Annotated in this window: 17 protein-coding genes and 1 tRNA gene; 12 read left to right on the top strand and 6 right to left on the bottom strand. The window is 56.4% G+C overall.

Translation table 11 applies throughout. From position 1 onward, the window contains the following. Positions 1-99 precede the first annotated feature (99 nt). Positions 100-537, bottom strand: coding sequence for a hypothetical protein (locus LG294_RS03810; RefSeq protein ID WP_404289658.1), 438 nt, complete (start codon positions 535-537; stop codon positions 100-102). Between the two features lie 216 nt (positions 538-753). Here LG294_RS03810 and LG294_RS03815 point away from each other — a divergent pair, with 216 nt between their 5' ends. Then, positions 754-1,317 (top strand): GNAT family N-acetyltransferase, encoded by a 564-nt coding sequence (locus tag LG294_RS03815; protein ID WP_404289660.1) that lies wholly within the window; start codon positions 754-756, stop codon positions 1,315-1,317. Positions 1,318-1,628: 311 nt separating this feature from the next. On the opposite strand, the gene LG294_RS03820 is transcribed toward LG294_RS03815, so the two are convergent. Together LG294_RS03820 and LG294_RS03825 are read right to left on the bottom strand one after the other, a co-directional pair. After that, entirely contained in the window at positions 1,629-2,663 is a 1,035-nt protein-coding gene (locus tag LG294_RS03820; RefSeq protein ID WP_404289662.1) for a hemolysin family protein, read from the bottom strand. Then, positions 2,660-4,006: a hemolysin family protein gene (locus LG294_RS03825; protein ID WP_404289664.1), complete on the bottom strand. Its 1,347-nt coding sequence runs from the start codon at positions 4,004-4,006 to the stop codon at positions 2,660-2,662. The genes LG294_RS03820 and LG294_RS03825 overlap by 4 nt, the downstream gene beginning before the upstream one ends. 501 nt (positions 4,007-4,507) lie before the next feature. Here LG294_RS03825 and LG294_RS03830 point away from each other — a divergent pair. Both LG294_RS03830 and LG294_RS03835 read left to right on the top strand, forming a co-directional pair. Continuing rightward, positions 4,508-4,753, top strand: coding sequence for a hypothetical protein (locus tag LG294_RS03830; protein ID WP_404289666.1), 246 nt, complete (start codon positions 4,508-4,510; stop codon positions 4,751-4,753). Further along, complete coding sequence (locus LG294_RS03835; protein ID WP_404289668.1) at positions 4,750-5,739, top strand: Clp protease N-terminal domain-containing protein; 990 nt, start codon at positions 4,750-4,752, stop codon at positions 5,737-5,739. Before LG294_RS03830 ends, LG294_RS03835 begins: the two co-directional genes overlap by 4 nt. A 176-nt stretch (positions 5,740-5,915) precedes the next feature. Here the strand turns inward: LG294_RS03835 and LG294_RS03840 are convergent, their stop codons facing one another. Then, positions 5,916-6,920, bottom strand: coding sequence for a GNAT family N-acetyltransferase (locus LG294_RS03840; protein WP_404289670.1), 1,005 nt, complete (start codon positions 6,918-6,920; stop codon positions 5,916-5,918). Between the two features lie 279 nt (positions 6,921-7,199). Between LG294_RS03840 and LG294_RS03845 the strand changes: the two genes are divergently transcribed. Continuing rightward, positions 7,200-7,517, top strand: coding sequence for a hypothetical protein (locus LG294_RS03845; RefSeq protein WP_404289672.1), 318 nt, complete (start codon positions 7,200-7,202; stop codon positions 7,515-7,517). Positions 7,518-7,955: 438 nt separating this feature from the next. Further along, positions 7,956-9,122 carry a low temperature requirement protein A gene (locus tag LG294_RS03850; protein ID WP_404289674.1) on the top strand — a complete coding sequence of 389 codons (1,167 nt, stop codon included), beginning with the start codon at positions 7,956-7,958 and terminating at the stop codon, positions 9,120-9,122. A 387-nt stretch (positions 9,123-9,509) separates the two neighbouring features. On the opposite strand, the gene LG294_RS03855 is transcribed toward LG294_RS03850, so the two are convergent. Then, the gene (locus tag LG294_RS03855; RefSeq protein ID WP_404289676.1) at positions 9,510-11,297 is read right to left on the bottom strand and encodes an ABC-F family ATP-binding cassette domain-containing protein; all 1,788 of its coding nucleotides are present in this window, start codon (positions 11,295-11,297) and stop codon (positions 9,510-9,512) included. Positions 11,298-11,484: 187 nt separating this feature from the next. On the opposite strand from LG294_RS03855, the gene LG294_RS03860 reads away from it, so the two are divergent. The 3 genes from LG294_RS03860 to LG294_RS03870 all read left to right on the top strand — a co-directional run bounded on the left by LG294_RS03860 (position 11,485) and on the right by LG294_RS03870 (position 14,199). Further along, positions 11,485-11,559: transfer RNA gene (locus tag LG294_RS03860), tRNA-Gln, on the top strand. Between the two features lie 137 nt (positions 11,560-11,696). Further along, entirely contained in the window at positions 11,697-13,148 is a 1,452-nt protein-coding gene (gene glmU / locus LG294_RS03865) for a bifunctional UDP-N-acetylglucosamine diphosphorylase/glucosamine-1-phosphate N-acetyltransferase GlmU (RefSeq protein ID WP_404289678.1), read from the top strand. 70 nt (positions 13,149-13,218) lie between these two features. After that, the gene (locus tag LG294_RS03870; protein ID WP_404289680.1) at positions 13,219-14,199 is read left to right on the top strand and encodes a ribose-phosphate diphosphokinase; all 981 of its coding nucleotides are present in this window, start codon (positions 13,219-13,221) and stop codon (positions 14,197-14,199) included. 84 nt (positions 14,200-14,283) lie between these two features. Here LG294_RS03870 and LG294_RS03875 read toward each other — a convergent pair whose 3' ends face one another. Beyond that, the gene (locus LG294_RS03875) at positions 14,284-14,727 is read right to left on the bottom strand and encodes a DUF1801 domain-containing protein (RefSeq protein WP_404289682.1); all 444 of its coding nucleotides are present in this window, start codon (positions 14,725-14,727) and stop codon (positions 14,284-14,286) included. Between the two features lie 302 nt (positions 14,728-15,029). Here LG294_RS03875 and LG294_RS03880 point away from each other — a divergent pair, with 302 nt between their 5' ends. The 4 genes from LG294_RS03880 (at position 15,030) to sufU (ending at position 17,895) form a co-directional block, all read left to right on the top strand. Further along, positions 15,030-15,314 carry a 50S ribosomal protein L25 gene (locus LG294_RS03880; protein WP_105553843.1) on the top strand — a complete coding sequence of 95 codons (285 nt, stop codon included), beginning with the start codon at positions 15,030-15,032 and terminating at the stop codon, positions 15,312-15,314. A gap of 45 nt (positions 15,315-15,359) precedes the next feature. After that, complete coding sequence (gene pth / locus LG294_RS03885; RefSeq protein WP_404289686.1) at positions 15,360-15,941, top strand: aminoacyl-tRNA hydrolase; 582 nt, start codon at positions 15,360-15,362, stop codon at positions 15,939-15,941. Positions 15,942-16,140: 199 nt separating this feature from the next. Then, entirely contained in the window at positions 16,141-17,442 is a 1,302-nt protein-coding gene (locus LG294_RS03890) for a SufS family cysteine desulfurase (RefSeq protein ID WP_404289688.1), read from the top strand. Further along, positions 17,443-17,895: a Fe-S cluster assembly sulfur transfer protein SufU gene (gene sufU, locus LG294_RS03895; protein WP_404289690.1), complete on the top strand. Its 453-nt coding sequence runs from the start codon at positions 17,443-17,445 to the stop codon at positions 17,893-17,895. The last annotated feature ends 44 nt before the right edge of the window (positions 17,896-17,939 follow it).

Below are 17,939 nucleotides of genomic sequence, written 5' to 3' on the forward strand. Positions count from 1 at the left end.
ATTCATGTCGATCGCGGATCGGCAGGTCAACTAGATAGCATTCAAACGCATCAGTTGGTGATTAAGTCAGCGTGATGCCAGAGAGTCTGACGGATTCTTTCATTTGCTGGCGATGAGGATGTTGCCATGTATTCTGGTCCATCCTTCGGATTCAAGTGTGCGCGTGTCAGCGTCATCCCTGACCAAAGAAGCCGACTTGTTGCCGGGCGTGGTCGAGGCAGTGACAATGACGTCGGTTGCTCCCATGTCGCTGCAACCAGAAAACCATTGTGGGTCTGCGCCTGGGGGAACGATGATGATGCAACCTTCCGAGGAATCAGGGGAGGAGGCAACGAAATATTGCACCTGCTCGTGGGTGGTCAGGAGGCGTAAACTTTCCCTGTCGAAGGTGTCTGGCAGATCAATGCCTGTGGGCAGGACATCACTTGGAGTGCTTTGGCGCTCCAATGCCTGAACTCCTGTGTGCCCTGAACATGCGCTGAGCGGCAAGATCGTACCGATGCAGATGGCTACGGCGAAAATCCTGCGGATACTCATTTTCAAACTCCTGAGTTGGACGTTAACGAAAGAGTACCTCAGTACGGGCTTTGCGGCTCGTAACGATTTTTTCTTGACTAGATGTAGCAGGTTCATGAACGAATTTATCGACTCGAACCAATTCCCGCATCCTAGTTTTAAGCCCGTGGGAGGAACACTCACCTGACTTCCTCACCTAGCATGCTTCTGAGGAAACGAGACATAGACTGAGCCACTATGAAAGAGAGTGACGATGAAGTTATATACGTCCGGTTCGAGCATGTTGCCCCGGGCGAAATTTGGGCTGAGATCGCGAGTCTCTTCGTCTTGAGCTTCGCAGCCCCTCCTTACAATGAATCACCTGATGAACTACGAAGCATTGATCAATGGGGTCCAGAGAAACTTGCTAGCCCTGGTGGGCGGCTTATTGCGGCGAGACATGATGGACATCTGGTCGGCTTTGCGTTATCTCAGAGGCTTGACCAGGACAGTGCCTGGCTGCGACGGCTAGACACGATGCTGCCAGCGATAGACGCGGTGATCTCGCCTTCGAGAACCGTTATTGTTCAGGAGCTCGCTGTCGGCGAGAACTTTCGAGGCCGTGGGATAGCCAAGCAGTGCATCCGTGAACTCCTATCGAACCGAATCGAACAGGATTCTGTCTTAGGTGTTTTCGGGCAGGCATTCGACGTCCGAGCGATGTATAGACACTGGGGTTTTGCGGAGATCGGCACCTCTCCCATCTACGGCGGAACCGTGACTCTGCATACCTTGCATCACAAAATCCCATGGACGGCCTAGTCATCCAGGCGTGTGGCTTTCAAGGCTAAGTGTCGGGTTTTCCGCAGAGCTAAATGTTGTAAATCCGAATGCATTGGCTCTCAGTTCACACTGTTTCACAAGGGGAACGCTCTACGGGACTCATATGTATCCGAAGAGAATCATTGTTCTTCACTGCCGGAATCCGATTGATGGTTGGGCTCTGTTCAAGTGGTAGAAATCGCCTGTTTGCCGCTTGCTCACGTGGGTATAGACGTCGATGTGTAACCAGCAGGGCACAAAGGAGAAGGACAAGTGATCGATTTATCGATCGCTTGTCCTTCTCCTTTTGTTTAGGCCGCGTCGTGTCGGATCTGTCCGACGAGTTCTTCGAGCAGGTCTTCGAGGGTAACTAGACCGGTGATTTGTCCAGTGTTTGCATCGCGTACAAGCGCCAGGTGGGCGCCACTGCGTTGCATTGACTGCAATGCTGGACGAACACTTTGTTCGGAGGTGAACTCTGGCAGTGTGCGGATGACAGCTTTTTCTAAGGGCAGCATTCGTGCAGCAGCGTTGCGACCCAGAATATCCTTGATATGCACATACCCGACCGGTGTTCCGGCAGCATTGGTCAAGGGGAAACGCGAAAACCCCTGCGCGGCTGCGTCTTCCACCATGGCGACTGTCGCGTTAGCGGGAAGGGTCTGCACCTTGGCGAAATCGATCGCCACGGACCCAATGGTCCGGGCATCAAAGCTCAACGCTCCCAGTAAGAGACGCTCATCTTGGCGGTCAAGCAATCCACCTTCACGTGATTCGGCGACCATATTGGCTACTTCATTACGGGTGAAGGTGCTGGCAACTTCATTTTTGGGTGTCACACCCATCGCGCGGAGCACCAAGTTACCCATAGCGTTCATCGTCCAAAGCACCGGACGCAATACCTTGACGAGAATGACCATACTTGGTCCGAGAATCATCGCCATACGTTCTGGCCCGGCCAATGCCATATTCTTTGGCACCATTTCTGCAAGAACCACGTGAAGGTAAGTCACCAGCATCAATGCGATGGCGTAGGAAAGCGGATCAATCCACGATGTTGGGATGCCGATCGATTCAAACGGTCCTGCCACCGCGTATTTCACTAGGGGTTTAGTGACATAACCCAGAGCAAGAGAACATACAGTGATACCTAGTTGAGCTCCGGCCATCACCAATGAAACATTCTCAATGGCCCATAGCGTCATTTTTGCGCTCCGGCTACCTCGCTCGGCTTTCGGCTCAATAATGCTGCGCCGGGCTGAGATCAGCGCGAACTCAGCACCAACGAAGTAGAAATTCGCTGCTAAGAGCAAGATTGTGACGATAATTCCCGTGACGTCGCTCATCGGTTGCCTTCCTCATCGACCAGCTCAGTAGCAACCACATCAAGGGTCGCAATACGTGGGCCATCGGTGGTGTAGACAGTCAAAATCAATTCCTTCTGAGGTCTACCTGGAATGCCGGGAACGGTCAAAGTTATCGTGTCTCCGACCTGTCCGAGCCGACCCAAGTGGACTGTGACTAAACCTGCAAGGGTCTCATAGTCGGAGTCTTCTGGGATTTCACAGCCGATCACTTCGTTGGCTTCGTATGGGTGCAGTGAGGCGTCTAGACGCCATGAGTTGTCGGAGAGGATTTCGATTGCTTTGTCATCCGGATCATGCTCGTCGCGCACTTCACCTACGATTTCTTCAACAAGATCTTCCAACGTCAACAATCCGGCAACATCACCTGTTTCATCGATCAGTATCGCCATTTGGGAACCGGTCTGGCGTAGCTGGTCCATGAGTTCATCGAGTTCAACGGTGTCGGGAACCAAAGTGGCTTGCTCCGCATGTTCACTTACTGCGGTGCTCGCTCGTTCGGCGTGGGCGATACCTAGGAGAGCACGAATGTGTACTAGACCGTGAACTTCGTGACCACCCGTGGAGATCAGCGGGAATCGGGAATGGCCTGATTCAGCGGCAAGCGCTAGCACCTGGTCGACGGTATGAGTTGCGTTGACCGTGACCATGCGAGTTCTGGGGGTCATGACGTCGTGTGCTCGTCGATTCCCGAAAGCAACGGTGCGACGAAGCATGTCAGCTGTCGCTGAGGGTAGTACGCCTTCGCGTGCTGAATGACCGACGAGTGCTACCAGCTCTTCAGCTGAACGGGTGGAAGCGAGTTCTTCCTTCGGCTCAATTCCGAAACGCCGCACGATCCAGTTAGCGTTGCCGTTAAAAAAGGACAGCAAGGGTTTTGTGACCGTGCTGAAACCGCGCTGAAAACCTACGACTGCCTTGGCGGTTGCAAACGGCTTAGCGATAGCGAGATTTTTAGGGACTAATTCACCAAAGACCATAGTCAAGATGGTTGCTAGAACCAAAGCTAGGCCAATCGATACTGAACGAGCCAGGGCCTCGGACAGGCCAGCTGATTCAAGCGGCCCGTCAATTAGAGCTGCGATAGCTGGTTCAGCGAGGAAACCGATACCCAAGTTAGTCAGAGTGATTCCGAGTTGCGCCCCGGAGAGTTGTGTTGAGAGAGTACTCATTCCTTTGAGTACGCCTGCTGCACGTCGGTCGCCTTGATCTGCAGCGGTTTTCACTTCATTGCGGTTAACAGTAATCAGAGCAAACTCAGCAGCCACAAAAAGCCCACATGCGAGAATGAGGACCACAGCAATTAGCAGTGATATCCACTCCATTTTTTACACCCCCCGCCGAGTTGCGTTCCTGAGGTGTGCATACCTAACAGGGGGTTTGGACTGTGATAGTGACTGTCGCTTGTAGCGTTCATCGTTCCCTTCCGGTCGGAGTATCTTCCTCCGACCTAACTACTGCCATCAATTATCCAGTAGATTTTCCACCTTTCTTCGAATTTACGTTTAGTTTGCTGATTCCACTACAAACTCACAGGATTTTCAAAAGAGACAGTTCCAAGTAGTGATGAACTCGGCTGGGTTTTTGGCATCATGGTTGGCGATCTGCGCCGTTCGTAGCAGAGCGAAAAATTATGGCTGGCTAGCTCTCCGCCGAGATTGTTGAATGAATGTTGACTCACCGAAGGATTAGTTCCAAGACCTGGCCTTCCTTGTAGGCTCCGCAAGCCGAACGCTGTGCGGCACAGTGGACCTGGTGAGACGCAAATAATGAATTTGAAGCAACCTTGGTTGACAGAAACAAATGCAGCAACCTAGGTTGACAATATGAAGTCTTCACAGATCGCGTCAATGGCAGCAGACACCAGCGACCCGAAGGCCGGACTGCGGGCAGTGTCGTCGTTGCGCGTTCTCGCGGACACCTTGGAGCTTCGGCAAGTCGAGGCAGCGCTGCGTTCGGGTATGAATTGGCAGGACATTGCTGACGCGCTTGGGGTGACGCGGCAGGCTGCTCACAAGAAGCACTCCAAACGAATTGATCCCACGATCCCGACCCTCAGGAGGAACGCATGAACAAGCTCGTTCGCGCTGCTCAGACTAGTCAATCTCTCTCGCTTGCCGCCATGGAGGAAGCCTCTCGGCTAGGCCTTCGGGAAGCAGACATCGAGCACCTGTTCCTAGCCCTCGTCATTAGTGACCAATCCGCCGGACGCGCCCTTCGCAGTATGGGTATTAGCCTTGATGCCGCCCGACAAGCGGTTGAAGAACAGCGCGAAGCTCAACTTGCTTCGCTCGGTATCGACGCCTCATTCCCCGAGGCTGGACGGATCGTGTTCCACGAAACAGACGGGTACGAGTGGAGTCCTCGTGCTCGTGCCCTCATCGCCAAATCCAGTGGCAGAAACAAGTCGGGCGCCGCCGCCGCAGTGCTCCGGGGATTGGTCGCAGAGCCCAGTGGTTTAATTACTGAAATTCTGGACCGCCTGGGTACTTCATCCGATGCTCTGCTCAAGCAGCTCGACCAGTTCGACTCACCTGCTGAGACGACTACGCCTGCCGCAGAAAAGGTGAAGGGGAGGATCTCGGGTTCGTCGGAGACATTCGTTTCCGCACCGATGGAAAAAGTATGGGAGTTCCTCGCAGATCCGACACGTATTCCCGAGTGGGAACCTAGCCTCGGCTCCATCGAACACAGCGAACAGGAAGCGACGGTAGGTGCTGTATGGCAGGGGTTCGCACCCACAAGTCATCCAAACGGGAAACCGGTGAAGATAAAGCCCCAATTTCGCCGTCGCAGCATTGAGCTTGTTGCAGTGCTCCGGCCGGAAAGGATTGCGTGGAGCTTCGCGCATCCCGACGTTGGCCGAAGTCGTTCGGTTCTGACGGAGTTCACCTTGGTGAGCGCGACCGGTGGTACACAGGTCCAGATCACCAAGTCATGGCCTCGACGCCAGGGTTGGAGGAGTCTCGTCGCATTGCCGCTACGACCAATCCAGAAATTCCTCGTGTGGATCACGCTGTTCCAGACTGGCAGCGCGGTCAGCCGAGCATTCCGCTAGCCCCAGGGGCGAGAACCAACTGGCCCATTTGGCGCCGCGGCGGGTACCTGAGCCGAAAAGTCGACACCGAGAGCTGCGGCTCATAGCCACACGTCATCGATTTCGTCGGTATATCGTGCCTGCAAGAGGAACCCTCTACGGGACAGCATGTCGTGACGGTAAGTGGAGCGGGCATTTCACCTCTGTGGTGACGGCAACTGATCGTCAATTCGTAGCGCATCCTTCTGGATGATTATCTCCGTCTCCACGGGAAGGAACCCAAGTGTCCTGTTGATGGAACGCATCCACACGTTTTCGTCGTCACTGCTGGTCCTGACCTTGTGCACGTCAGTAGTTTTTGTTGCTTGGGTGAGACTAGCTAGTTTGACTGCGGCACCGAGACCTCGACCCCGGTGCTTTGCCACAACAAGAGTTCCCTCAATCTGCGCTGCGCGCTTATCATCGGCTGCAGCCAGCAAGCAGGTCCACGCAGCCACGTTTCCGTTTAAGTCCACGGCGATGGATTCAAACACTGTGTGGCCTTGGGCCACCCAGAGCTCAATCTCGCTGGCATATTCCGCGGGCGATACCATAGTTTCGGCCCAACCTAGGTCACCGTTGGGGGCTTCCGCGTCCACGAGGCCCTTGATCTGGCCAACTTGCTCCCGGAACTGCGCGGGCACTCCGTTGACATACGTGTACATCTCGTAGCCAGCCACTGCGTTTGGTTCGGGCAGTCGGGTCTTACGGAGATCCAGTTCTACAACTGTTTCGGTGGTTGCCAGGGCATACCCTAAAGGCTGCGAGAAGCGCCGCGTCAGCTCCTCTATCTCGACTGTTGAGGACCGATAGGTGCTCGATGTGAACCGCGTCGTGGAGTCCTGGCTTGTGCCTTCGACGGCTCGCACCAACGCCGTACCAATTCCTGCTTTTTGATACTTGGGTGCGACCCAAACAAACACCCAAGTGGTCTCCGGGGTATCTGTGGCATTCATTCCTGCCGCGAAGCCAACAAGTGTAGTGCCGTCCCACGCGCCAAGTAGGTGCTTGCGCCAGCCATCGTCTGCACGCCAGCCGAGAATTCGGGCGTCCTGGCTAAGGGGTACCCATCCTGGACGTACCTGCTGTACAGCGGCGCATTCGATGAGATAAGCGGCGGACATTGCCTGATCATCGTCGATATTCAGGGTGCGAATCGGCATGCGTGTCATTCTACGTGCCGTTGAAGAGAAAGCGCTGTCTTAAAATTAACCTTAAAATTAACCTGCTTCGAGATTTGAGCTAAGTGTTCGTAAGCCCAACCTTTACCGGGCTTACATTCGTTGATTAGCTTTCATGCGCAGATCGGGTAAGCGGGGCGGTAGGTTTGAAGCATGACACCGATTCGCAGATCTGTTTATGGGCTCTCAGTGGGTGCTCTCGCGACACTATTGACTGGATGCTCAATTGACACACTGATCTGGGGAAGCGATGGAGCCCAGGTGATTCAAACGACCGAGAAGCTCGTGAGCGACTTAGCCTCGGGCGAAAGGTCTGACATTGTCTGCATGGATTCCGTCGCGGATCTCGGTGCGCCCAGCGATTGGTCAGGGCTTTCCGCAGGCGAGCCGGAAGAGTTTTTCGCGGGGTATTGGGTAGACCAAGTGGCGCTCGACCCTCAGTGGAGCATCAATCTAGAAGGTCTTCCCCAGGGAGCAAAGCCCGGCACCCACTACCCGGGAGACGTCTTTTACCGTGAGATCGACGATGGGCTATGTGTGATCGACGTTTCTTGGTCAACGCTCGTCGCCGTGAACTGACGAGCTAGGCGCATCAGTGGTAGCTCGTTCCATAGGGGGAACCCCCTGCGGGACAGCTGCACTCAGCCAATCCGTTTCGGGAGCGGATATCAAACGCGTGTGACGAACTCCGGATTTCACCGGTTCCTGGCCGGTGGAATGATCACCGTTATTTCAGGCGGCGCTGTACGGAACTCACCAAGGCAACAGCGACAAAAATCAAAGCCATAAGAAAGAGCATTGGCCATGGATCGGAGGCACAAATTCAAGGATTGGCAGTATAGTAGCGGGGTGATCTGCGGATTCCATTTCACCTTCTCGGTTTTGGGGCATTGCAGATCCCTAATCATGTCTCCTTCGTAAAGGTATCCCTCAGCTCATGTCTACGAATCCCCTGCGCCATGCCCTCTCCCGCATGGGGGTCGCGATCCCCACGAAACACACCGTGCATCAACTCAGTTGGAGCTCTTCTTCGATCTAACGTTCGTTATCGCGTTCGGGGTCGCCGGCAGCCAATTCGCCCATGCGATAGCAGAGGCCCACTTCCTACCTGGACTCCTGGCTTTCTCCTTCGCCATGTTCTGCATTATCTGGGCAGGGATCAACTTCTCCTGGTTCGCCAGTGCCTACGACACCGATGACTGGGTATTCCGCCTCGTAACGATGGTTCAGATGGTGGGTGTTCTCGTCTTGGCGATGGGAATCGAACCACTATTCCACTCGATTATCGAAGGCAAACACGTGGACAACGCCACCATGGTGGCCGGATACATCATCATGCGCATTGCCCTAATCTTCCAGTGGCTGCGTGCGGCCCGACAAGACCCTGACCGTCGTCAGGTGTGCCTGCGGTATGCCGCCTACCTCGCCGTTGTCCAGGTCGGCTGGATTGCTGTGTTGTTGATTAATGCCGATATACCCACCATGCTCCTCATGGCAGCGCCATTGTTCATCCTCGAAGTGATGATCCCCTACACGGCAGAACGAAAAGGCAACGGAACTCCTTGGCATGCCCACCACATGGCCGAGCGGATTGGACTCTTGGCCATCATTGCCCTGGGCGAGTGCTTACTCGGTGCCATCGAGACCTTGCGTGCGAGCGTGGCTGTGGACGGCTGGAGCGTGGAAACGGCGCTAGTTGGCTTGAGCGGCACCGGCTTGGCCTTCGCAATGTGGTGGATCTACTTCCTGTTGCCCTCCGCCCCTGCATTGCACGCCAGGCGGGAACGTGGTCCGAGGTTCGGTTACTGGCACATGCCTGTATTTGCCGCGATTGCCGCAACGGGGGCCGGACTTCACGTTGCCGCGTACTTCATCGGCCACGAAACCCACATCAGCGCGGCGATCGCCGTGGCGTCCATCGCGATACCCATCGCGATCTTCCAGATTTCGATCACGTCCCTATATACGTCCCTACTGGGGGTCGACCGTCGTTTCGTGTGGGTTGCCGTGTTTGTCGTGGCGGGCCTTGGCGGCGGGGTGGTGATGGCAGCTCTCGGAGTGCCTATTTCGCTGTGCATGCTCGAAATGATGGTTGTTCTGGGTTTGGTCATCGCCTTCGATGAACGGAGCAGCCACAAGGGCAGGGCGGCCGCTCTGCAGCGTCTGGAATCGTCCAAGAGTTAGTACCGCCATTACTCAGAGGGCTAATTCTTCTGTAGTTCGTACGTGAAAACCGCAGCGTTGGACCGAGATGTGGTTACCAACCCAACGTGCTTTTTCGAAGCCTTGATGGCGTATTCCGTTCGGTGACAGGTGTTTCATGTCCCAATTCCACGCTGTCCCATAAGACGGTCGTTATCCGGGACAGACGCTCAGCTGACTTCTGCTGTTTTCAAAACTTCGAGTTTCCAACGATTTCGCATTCCCGTATGACCCGCCCGAGAAAATGCCCGGTGAACGGGGGCTAAGCGGGACACATATCTGGGCGTTTGCTCCATAAAAATGGTGCCGCAGAACTCGTAGTTTCTGCGCCACCATCTCGCCTATTCAGGAAGTGCCCGAAGCGGTTGACTAGTCGACTAATTCAGACAGTTCCAGCCAACGTTCTTCCAGGACGTCAACTTGTTCTCGAAGCTCACGAATCTCGGCAGTGATCTTGCCCAGCCCTTCGAAGTCACTTTGGTCATGAGCTGCCAACTTTTCGTTCAGCTTGCTGATCTTCTGGTCGAGCTGGCCGACCTTGCGCACGTTCGCGTTCAGTTCTTTCTGTGCAGCTCGACGGTCAACGCCCGAGCCGCCAGCAGTTTTGCCACCCTTTGAGGAAGCGCTCGTAGGGTTGCCCGAGCCCTTGGAGCTTTCTGAACTGCGCAACTCCAGATATTCATCTACGCCACCTGGCACGTGGCGGAAGTTTCCATCAAGGATTGCGTACTGCTGATCGGTGACGCGTTCTAGCAGGTAGCGGTCGTGGGAAACCACAATCAAGGTACCTGGCCAAGAATCCAACAGGTCTTCCAAAGCGGCCAACATGTCGGTATCGACATCGTTAGTTGGCTCATCGAGAATCAGCACATTTGGCTCATCCATCAGGATCATAAGCAACTGGAGACGGCGGCGCTGGCCGCCGGATAGTTCCCGGACCTTGGTGGACAGGTGCGCTGAGGTGAAGCCCAAGCGCTCCAAAAGCTGTGCCGGGGTTAGATCCTTGCCATCCACATTAAAGGTAGTGCGGTAGCGGGCCAGGATCTCGCGGACGCGATCTTCGCCGATTTTTTCCAATTCACGGAATTGCTGGTCTAGGACCGCGAGCTTAACCGTCTTGCCGCGCTTAATCGTTCCACCGGTTGGCAACACGGTGCCGGCAATCAGGCCCAATAGCGTGGACTTGCCTGCGCCGTTGGCACCGAGCAGGCCGGTACGCTCACCCGGCGCGATACGCCAGGTAAAAGGCTTCAGGATGCGCCTTGCTCCGAAGCTGACCTCGGTGTCCAAGAGGTCCACCACGTCCTTGCCCAGGCGCGTGGTCGCCATCTTTTTCAGTTCCAGCGGATTGCGAACCGGTGGAACGTCGGCGATCAGCTGATTTGCCGCCTCGATGCGGAACTTTGGTTTGGCAGTTCGTGCCGGGGCGCCTCGGCGTAGCCACGCGAGTTCCTTTTTCATCATGTTCTGGCGCTTGCCTTCGGTCACCGCCGAAATGCGATCGCGCTCGACGCGCTGCAGGATATACGCGGCGTAGCCACCCTCAAAGGGTTCTACTAAGCGATCGTGGACTTCCCAAGTGTCGGTGCAGACCTCGTCCAAGAACCAACGGTCGTGGGTTACGACCATGAGTCCGCCCGAGTTCTTCGCCCAGCGATTCCTCACGTGATTCGCCAGCCACGAAATTCCTTCAACGTCCAAATGGTTAGTTGGCTCGTCAAGGATGACCACATCCCAGTCTTGGACTAGCAATGCGGCCAAGGCGACGCGACGACGTTGACCACCGGAGAGGGTGGAAATTTTCGCTTCCCAATCCAAATCTGCAACCAGACCGGAAACCACATCACGAATGCGCGCCTCGCCGGCCCATTCGTGGTTTTCCATGTCGCCGACCAGCGCGTAGTGCACGGTCGCGTCGGAATCCAGGGTGTCGCTCTGATCGAGCACACCGACGCGCACTCCGCTGCGTCTAGTCACGCGGCCTGAGTGCGGCTCGATTTTGCCCGCAAGCATGCGTAGCAGCGACGATTTTCCTTCGCCATTGCGTCCCACGAGTCCGATGCGGTCACCTTCGGAAATGCCGATGGTGACCGAGTCGAAAACGACGTGGGTTGGATATTCCAGATGGAGGGCTTCGCCCCCGAGTAAATGAGCCACACCTCCAGTTTACGAAGCAGCGCAAATCGAGATGGTTCCGCATCACCTGGAACCGGAGATTTTTCCCGGAGAACAGATGGAAAGATAAAAATATCGTTTCGTGAGTGAGTTGTGCGATTTCACTCAGGACATGGATCGTGGCAGAATAATTAGCGTGCTAAACGGGCCATGCCCGCGCGGTACGTTTTCCGCCCTGGTGTAATGGCAACACGCCAGCCTTTGGAGCTGTGCATTGTAGGTTCGAATCCTACGGGCGGAACCACTTTGCTCAAGCGCCCCTTTTGGAGGCGCTTTTCTTTTTGGCTCCAGTTAAGCCGATCTTCTTCCGCGCGATAGACTGTCACCGGGGTTTTACTTCAATGCCGGAAACCTCAAACTCGACTTCGCAGGAGAAAGCACTTGAGCGATCAGGTCAACGCACCAGTAGCCGTTATCGTCCTCGCCGCAGGCGCGGGAACCCGGATGAAATCGGCGAAGCCGAAGATCATGCATGAAATCGCAGGTCGTTCCATGATTTCCCACGCGCTGCACGCAGCATCCGCGTTGGAGCCAAAGAACTTGGTCGCCGTGGTCCGCCACCAGCGTGATCTCGTGGCGGCGCATATTCTGAGCCAGTTCCCGAACATCACCATTGCCGACCAGGACGAAGTTCCTGGTACCGGGCGTGCTGTGCAGCAGGGACTTGAAGCGGTGGATCCCGCCCTCGAAGGAACCGTCGTGGTGACTTATGGTGATGTGCCATTGCTCACCAGCGAGGTGCTCTCCGGGTTGGTCATCACCCACGAGGCCAGCGGCAACGCGGTCACCGTGTTGACCACCGAACTGGATGACCCATCGGGCTACGGACGCATCCTGCGCGATGAGAACGGTGACGTCTCCGGTATCCGCGAACAGAAGGACGCCAACGAGGCTGAGCTTGCTGTCAAGGAAATCAACTCCGGCATCTATGCTTTCGACGCCGAGATGCTGCGTTCGGCACTGACCGAGGTCACCACCGATAACGCGCAGGGTGAAATGTACCTGACCGACGTGCTCGCCATTGCTCGCTCGCGTGGCGGCCGCGTCGCTTCATCGCAGATCGCTGACCGTTGGCAGATCGAGGGTGCGAACGACCGCGTCCAGGTCTCCAACTTGGCCCGCATCTACAACGAACGCAAAACCGAATTCTGGATGCGCCAAGGCGTGACTATCGTTGATCCGGCCACCACCTGGATCGACGCGACGGTCATCATTGGCCAGGATGTCACCCTGAAGCCAGGCACCCAGCTGCATGGTGAGACCCTCATCGGCACCAACGCAGTGGTTGGCCCCGACACCACCTTGACCAATGTCGTGGTCGGCCAGAACGCTACCGTGAAGCGCACCGATGCTACCGACTCGCGCATCTCCGAGGGAGCCAGCGTGGGCCCATTCGCTTATCTGCGTCCCGGGACCGAACTTGGACCGGACGGCAAGATCGGCGCGTTCTACGAAACCAAGAACGTCACCATCGGCCGTGGCTCAAAGCTCTCGCACCTTGGCTACGCCGGGGATGCCGAGATCGGTGAGTTCACCAATATTGGCTGCGGCAACATCACCGCTAACTACGATGGCGAAAAGAAGCACCGCACCAAGATCGGTTCGCATGTGCGCACCAGCTCGAACACGGTGTTCATCGCCCCGGTTGAACTCGGGGACGGCGCTTACACTGGTGCTGGCGCGATCGTACGCAAAAACGTCCCGGCCGGTGCGCTTGCGCTGTCCGTGGCCCCGCAGCGCAATACCGAAGGTTGGACGCTTGAGAAGCGTCCTGGCACCCCTTCGGCCGACGCCGCATTCAAGTCCTCATTGAATAGCTCGGATTCCGAGTAATTCATTCGAGGAAATCATTTCCTCAGACCACCTCATACGTGACAGCGAAGCGAGCGAGAAAGCAAACCCCATGAGTGAAATCAGCCATAATGTCGATAAAAAGCTGGTCCTGGCCACCGGCCGGGCACACCCGGAACTGGCAGCAGAAGTCGCCAAGGAACTGGACACCGAACTGCTCCCGTTGAACGCCTACGACTTCGCTAACGGCGAGATCTACGTTCGTTCGGATGAGTCGGTCCGTGGCAAGGAAGTATTCTTGCTGCAGTCCTACCCGGCTCCACTGAACAACTGGCTGATGGAACAGCTGATCATGATCGATTCGATGAAGCGTGCCTCGGCTCGTCGCATCACCGTGGTCGCGCCGTTCTACCCATACGCTCGCCAGGACAAGAAGGGCCGCGGCCGCGAGCCGATCTCGGCTCGCCTGGTCGCCGACCTGTTCAAGACCGCAGGCGCCGACCGCGTGATCTCTTGCGATCTGCACACCGCGCAGATCCAGGGCTTCTTCGACGGCCCGGTGGACCACCTGTTCGCTTTCCCGCTGCTGGCCGACTACATCCGCACTCGCGTGGATGTATCGCAGGTGACCGTGGTTTCCCCGGACACCGGCCGCGTGCGCGTTGCCGAGCAGTGGGCAGAGCGCCTGGGCGGTGCCCCGTTGGCGTTCGTTCACAAATCCCGCGATCTGACCGTGCCTAACCAGGCAGAGTCCAAGACCGTGGTGGGCCAGGTTGCTGGACGCACCGCGGTACTGATCGATGACATGATCGACACCGGTGGAACCATCGCAGGTGCGGTGCGCGTGCTGAAGGAAGCCGGCGCCAAGGACGTTATCATCGCCGCGACCCACGCTGTGTTCTCCGACCCAGCCGCGCAGCGTCTGGCAGAGTCCGGCGCCACCGAAGTGGTTGTCACCAACACCTTGCCGATCCCTGAAGAGAAGCGCTTCGATAACCTCACCGTGCTTTCGATCGCGCCAATGCTGGCTCGAGCCATCTCTGAGGTCTTCCACGAGGGTTCGGTGACGAACCTCTTCGACGGCCGCGCCTAGCAGTCCTCGTTTCGCAAGCATCTGGCCGGCACCTTCGGGTGCCGGCCAGATGCCGTTAAAAGCTTTTTATCAGTGCGATGAAGCTCAGTCGCTGGAACTGCTGCCCTGCTCGGCCTCGGTGCGTGCTAACTCGTAGGAAGCTTCAAGCAGCTCACGAAGCACAACCAGATCTATTTTGGATAATTTGCCCAGGTAAAGGCAGGCCTTGCTGGCCCGGTGTGGGCCGAGCGCCGCGAGCAATTCGGGCCACTTCTCGGAGAAACCGCTCTGGAGATAAAGGGTGTGCTTTGCGGACCCCGGGGCAAAGGCCATAAGCGGCGCCCGTCCGGTGCGCCCGTTGGCGTGGAAATACTCGTATTCGCCGAATCCGATGATTTTGCCGGCCCAGATGATCGGCGATTCGGCTGTGATCTCCTGATAGAGGCTCAGCAGCTCCTCAGCCTCGGCTCGTCGTGCGCCGGGGGCTCGGTCCAAGACTTCTGAAACTGGCATTTCTGACGGTGACATCGCTGGTTGTTTCGTAGCCATAAGTGCTCCTTGGATTAGGCGGATTCTCACCGTTGATCTATTGGATTGTTGCCACGCTACCGGTGGAGCGGAACTAAGCCAAAAGGTATCATCTCTTGGCGATGTGGGATGGGATACATGTTTTTTCTTAGGGGTGCGTAACTGGTAGAATTACTCATTGTGCCCAGGCGAGGGAAACATCTTTTTTGATGTAGCCGTTATCGACAAGGCCGGAAAAGCTCTTTCATCTCCAGATGATGGATGCTTCCCAGGTCCACGCAGGGCGTAAGAAGAAGCATTCATTTACTCTAAGGAGATTCATCATGGCATCTGTCAACCTTGACGCCGTAGTTCGTTCCGATTTCGGCAAGGGCGCAGCCCGTCAGGCCCGCCGCGACGGCATGATCCCAGCAGTCATCTACGGTGCAGGCTCCGAGCCACAGCACATCCTGCTGCCAATCCACGAGACCACCTTGGCTATCCGTGACCGCAGCGTTCAGCTGGTTCTGAACATCGAGGGCAAGGAAGTTACCACCTCGATCAAGGATGTTCAGGTCCACGCCATCAACCGTACCGTTGATCACATGGACCTGCTGATCGCTGCGTAATTGTAGTCTTCGGAACTGCAATACAGCTTTTAGTAGCTAAGACTCATGAGCAATGACACTTGGCTGGTAGCCGGGCTCGGGAATCCCGGGCCCGGCTACGCTGGCAATAGACACAATATCGGGCAGATGGTGCTCGACGAGTTGGCACAACGTTCCGGCTCGAAATTCAAAACCCATTCCTCGCGTGCCCAGATCATTCAGGGGCGGCTAGGCATCGGTGGGCCACGCGTCGTCTTGGCCAAACCCATGACCTATATGAACCTCTCAGGTGGACCGGTCGCGAACCTAGCCAAATTTTTTGGCATCGGGATCGAAAAATTGATCGTAGTTCACGATGAGATCGACATTCCCTTCGACACGGTCAAGCTCAAGCGCGGCGGGGGAGAAGGCGGCCACAACGGGCTACGGGACATTTCCAAGGCCATGGGCTCCAAAGACTACCTTCGCGTTCGCGCAGGCGTGGGTCGTCCGGCCGGTCGCATGGATACCGCGGACTGGGTGCTGCAGGATTTCTCGAAAACCGAAAAGCAAGCGTTACCGTTTCTGATCGATAATTCGGCAGACGCTGTCGAGCTGTTGATGTCCTCCGGTTTGGAAGCGGCGCAGGAGAAGTTTCACACTTCATAATCGATCTGCAACCAAAAGCGGTCAGAATTTTTGCCTCTGCGGCAGGGGTTCTGGTCGCTTTGTTTTTGCTGAGGCGTCGCTAACTAAGGACTTACTTAGATGAGATCTGCGTTCTAGAGTGGAATAATTAGCTAATGTACCCTTTGCCTAATCAGCGGAATCGATCTGGCAAACCACATCCATTACCTCGGAGGACCACGTGCAGACGGTTACCGGTCACCCAGAAGCCACCGAAGCGCTCTCTCAAGCAGAGGTCGCACGGATCAAAGCAGACTTTGAAATCCTGGATCATCAGGTCAACGGCACCGAGCTCATCTATTTGGACTCCGGAGCGACCAGCCAGAAGCCCCGCTGCGTCTACGAAGCCGAGCAACACTACTACGAGAACGCCAATTCGGCAGTTCATCGCGGTGCGCATACCCTCGCGGTTGAAGCCACCGATATTTTTGAGCAGGCAAGAGAGACCGTAGCCAAGTTCATTGGCGCACGCAGCAACGAACTGGTGTGGACCTCGAACGCCACTGAAGCGTTGAACCTCATCGCCTACTCAATCTCCAATGCCTCGCTCGGCCGGGGCGGTGAGGCATCCGCACGATTCCGGATCGGTGCCGGCGACGAGATCCTAGTGACCGAAATCGAGCACCACGCAAACCTGATCCCTTGGCAGGAATTGGCCTTCCGCACCGGCGCAACCTTGCGCTATGTACCAGTCGACGAGCACGGCGCACTACGCTATGAGTTGCTCGACGAACTGATCAACGAGAAGACCAAATTAGTGGCCTTCACCCATGTCTCGAACGTCTTGGGCACCATCACCGACGTCGCTCGCTTTGTCACCGCAGCGCGGAAAGTCGGAGCTCTGACGGTATTGGACGGATGCCAGTCGGTCCCACATATGCCCATCGACGTCAAAGCCCTAGATGTTGACTTCATGGCCTTCTCCGGACATAAGATGCTTGGCCCAACCGGCATTGGCGGCCTCTACGGGCGCGCCGAACTGCTGGACTCCATGCCGCCGTTCCTCACCGGAGGATCAATGATCACCGTGGTCGACATGGAACATGCCGAATTCCTTCCGTCGCCTCAGCGCTTCGAAGCCGGAACTCAGCGAATCGCGCAGGTCCACGGGTTGGCCACCGCCGCCAGCTATTTGGACGAGATCGGCATGGATCGCATTGCCGCCTGGGAAGAGCACCTCGGGGCCATGCTCTACGAGGGGCTGTCCGAGCTGGAAGGCGTGCGCGTTTTTGGTCCCTCGGACATCAAACGCATCGGCACCGTGCCTTTCGAAGTCATCGGAGTCCACCCGCACGATGTTGGCCAGTACCTGGACTCGCGAGGCATCGCAGTGCGTGTCGGACACCATTGCGCCCAGCCATTGCACCGGGCACTTGGAGTATCGGCCACGACGCGCGCAAGCACTTACCTATACAACACTGAGCAGGATGTCACCGCGCTGATCGAAGCTGTTGCCTCCGTGCGTGAATACTTTGGAGTCTAAATGAACGAACTAGATCAGCTGTATCAACAGGTCATCCTCGACCACGCCAAACGGCGTATCGGCTCACCACTGGTGGATCCGGCAAGCGGTGAACTGCATGGTGAATCACACCAGCACAACCCCATCTGCGGCGATCAGATTCGCGTCCGCGTAGCCTTGGATGCTGACGCACATTTCACCACGATGAGCTGGGAGGGAGACGGTTGCTCCATCTCCATGGCCTCCGCCTCGGTGCTCAGCGAAATGCTCCCGGAAATGACCCGGGATGAATTCTTGGACAAACTGGAAGTCTTCCGTGAAATGATGCGTTCAAGGGGCACCATGGTTCCGGACGAGGAAGTTTTGGAAGATGCTGCGGCTTTCGTAGGTGTCTCCAAATTCCCGGCACGCGTCAAATGCGCCATGCTTGCATGGGTGGCTGCAGAGGCGGCCATGCTGGGCGCCAGCGCCTAGCCGAATGCTCGGATAAAACCTGCCGCTCTATGCAAAAAGGAACC

Source organism: Glutamicibacter arilaitensis (genome assembly GCF_044793945.1).
Lineage (GTDB): Bacteria > Actinomycetota > Actinomycetes > Actinomycetales > Micrococcaceae > Glutamicibacter > Glutamicibacter arilaitensis_B.

Coding starts and splice junctions, on each gene's coding strand:
- LG294_RS03840 (WP_404289670.1), bottom strand. CDS start 6,920: ATGCCGATTCGCACCCTGAATATCGACGATGATCAGGCAATGTCCGCC.
- pth (WP_404289686.1), top strand. CDS start 15,360: ATGAGCAATGACACTTGGCTGGTAGCCGGGCTCGGGAATCCCGGGCCC.
- LG294_RS03825 (WP_404289664.1), bottom strand. CDS start 4,006: ATGGAGTGGATATCACTGCTAATTGCTGTGGTCCTCATTCTCGCATGT.
- LG294_RS03880 (WP_105553843.1), top strand. CDS start 15,030: ATGGCATCTGTCAACCTTGACGCCGTAGTTCGTTCCGATTTCGGCAAG.
- LG294_RS03830 (WP_404289666.1), top strand. CDS start 4,508: ATGAAGTCTTCACAGATCGCGTCAATGGCAGCAGACACCAGCGACCCG.
- LG294_RS03820 (WP_404289662.1), bottom strand. CDS start 2,663: ATGAGCGACGTCACGGGAATTATCGTCACAATCTTGCTCTTAGCAGCG.
- LG294_RS03875 (WP_404289682.1), bottom strand. CDS start 14,727: ATGGCTACGAAACAACCAGCGATGTCACCGTCAGAAATGCCAGTTTCA.
- LG294_RS03870 (WP_404289680.1), top strand. CDS start 13,219: ATGAGTGAAATCAGCCATAATGTCGATAAAAAGCTGGTCCTGGCCACC.
- sufU (WP_404289690.1), top strand. CDS start 17,443: ATGAACGAACTAGATCAGCTGTATCAACAGGTCATCCTCGACCACGCC.
- LG294_RS03835 (WP_404289668.1), top strand. CDS start 4,750: ATGAACAAGCTCGTTCGCGCTGCTCAGACTAGTCAATCTCTCTCGCTT.
- LG294_RS03815 (WP_404289660.1), top strand. CDS start 754: ATGAAAGAGAGTGACGATGAAGTTATATACGTCCGGTTCGAGCATGTT.
- LG294_RS03810 (WP_404289658.1), bottom strand. CDS start 537: ATGAGTATCCGCAGGATTTTCGCCGTAGCCATCTGCATCGGTACGATC.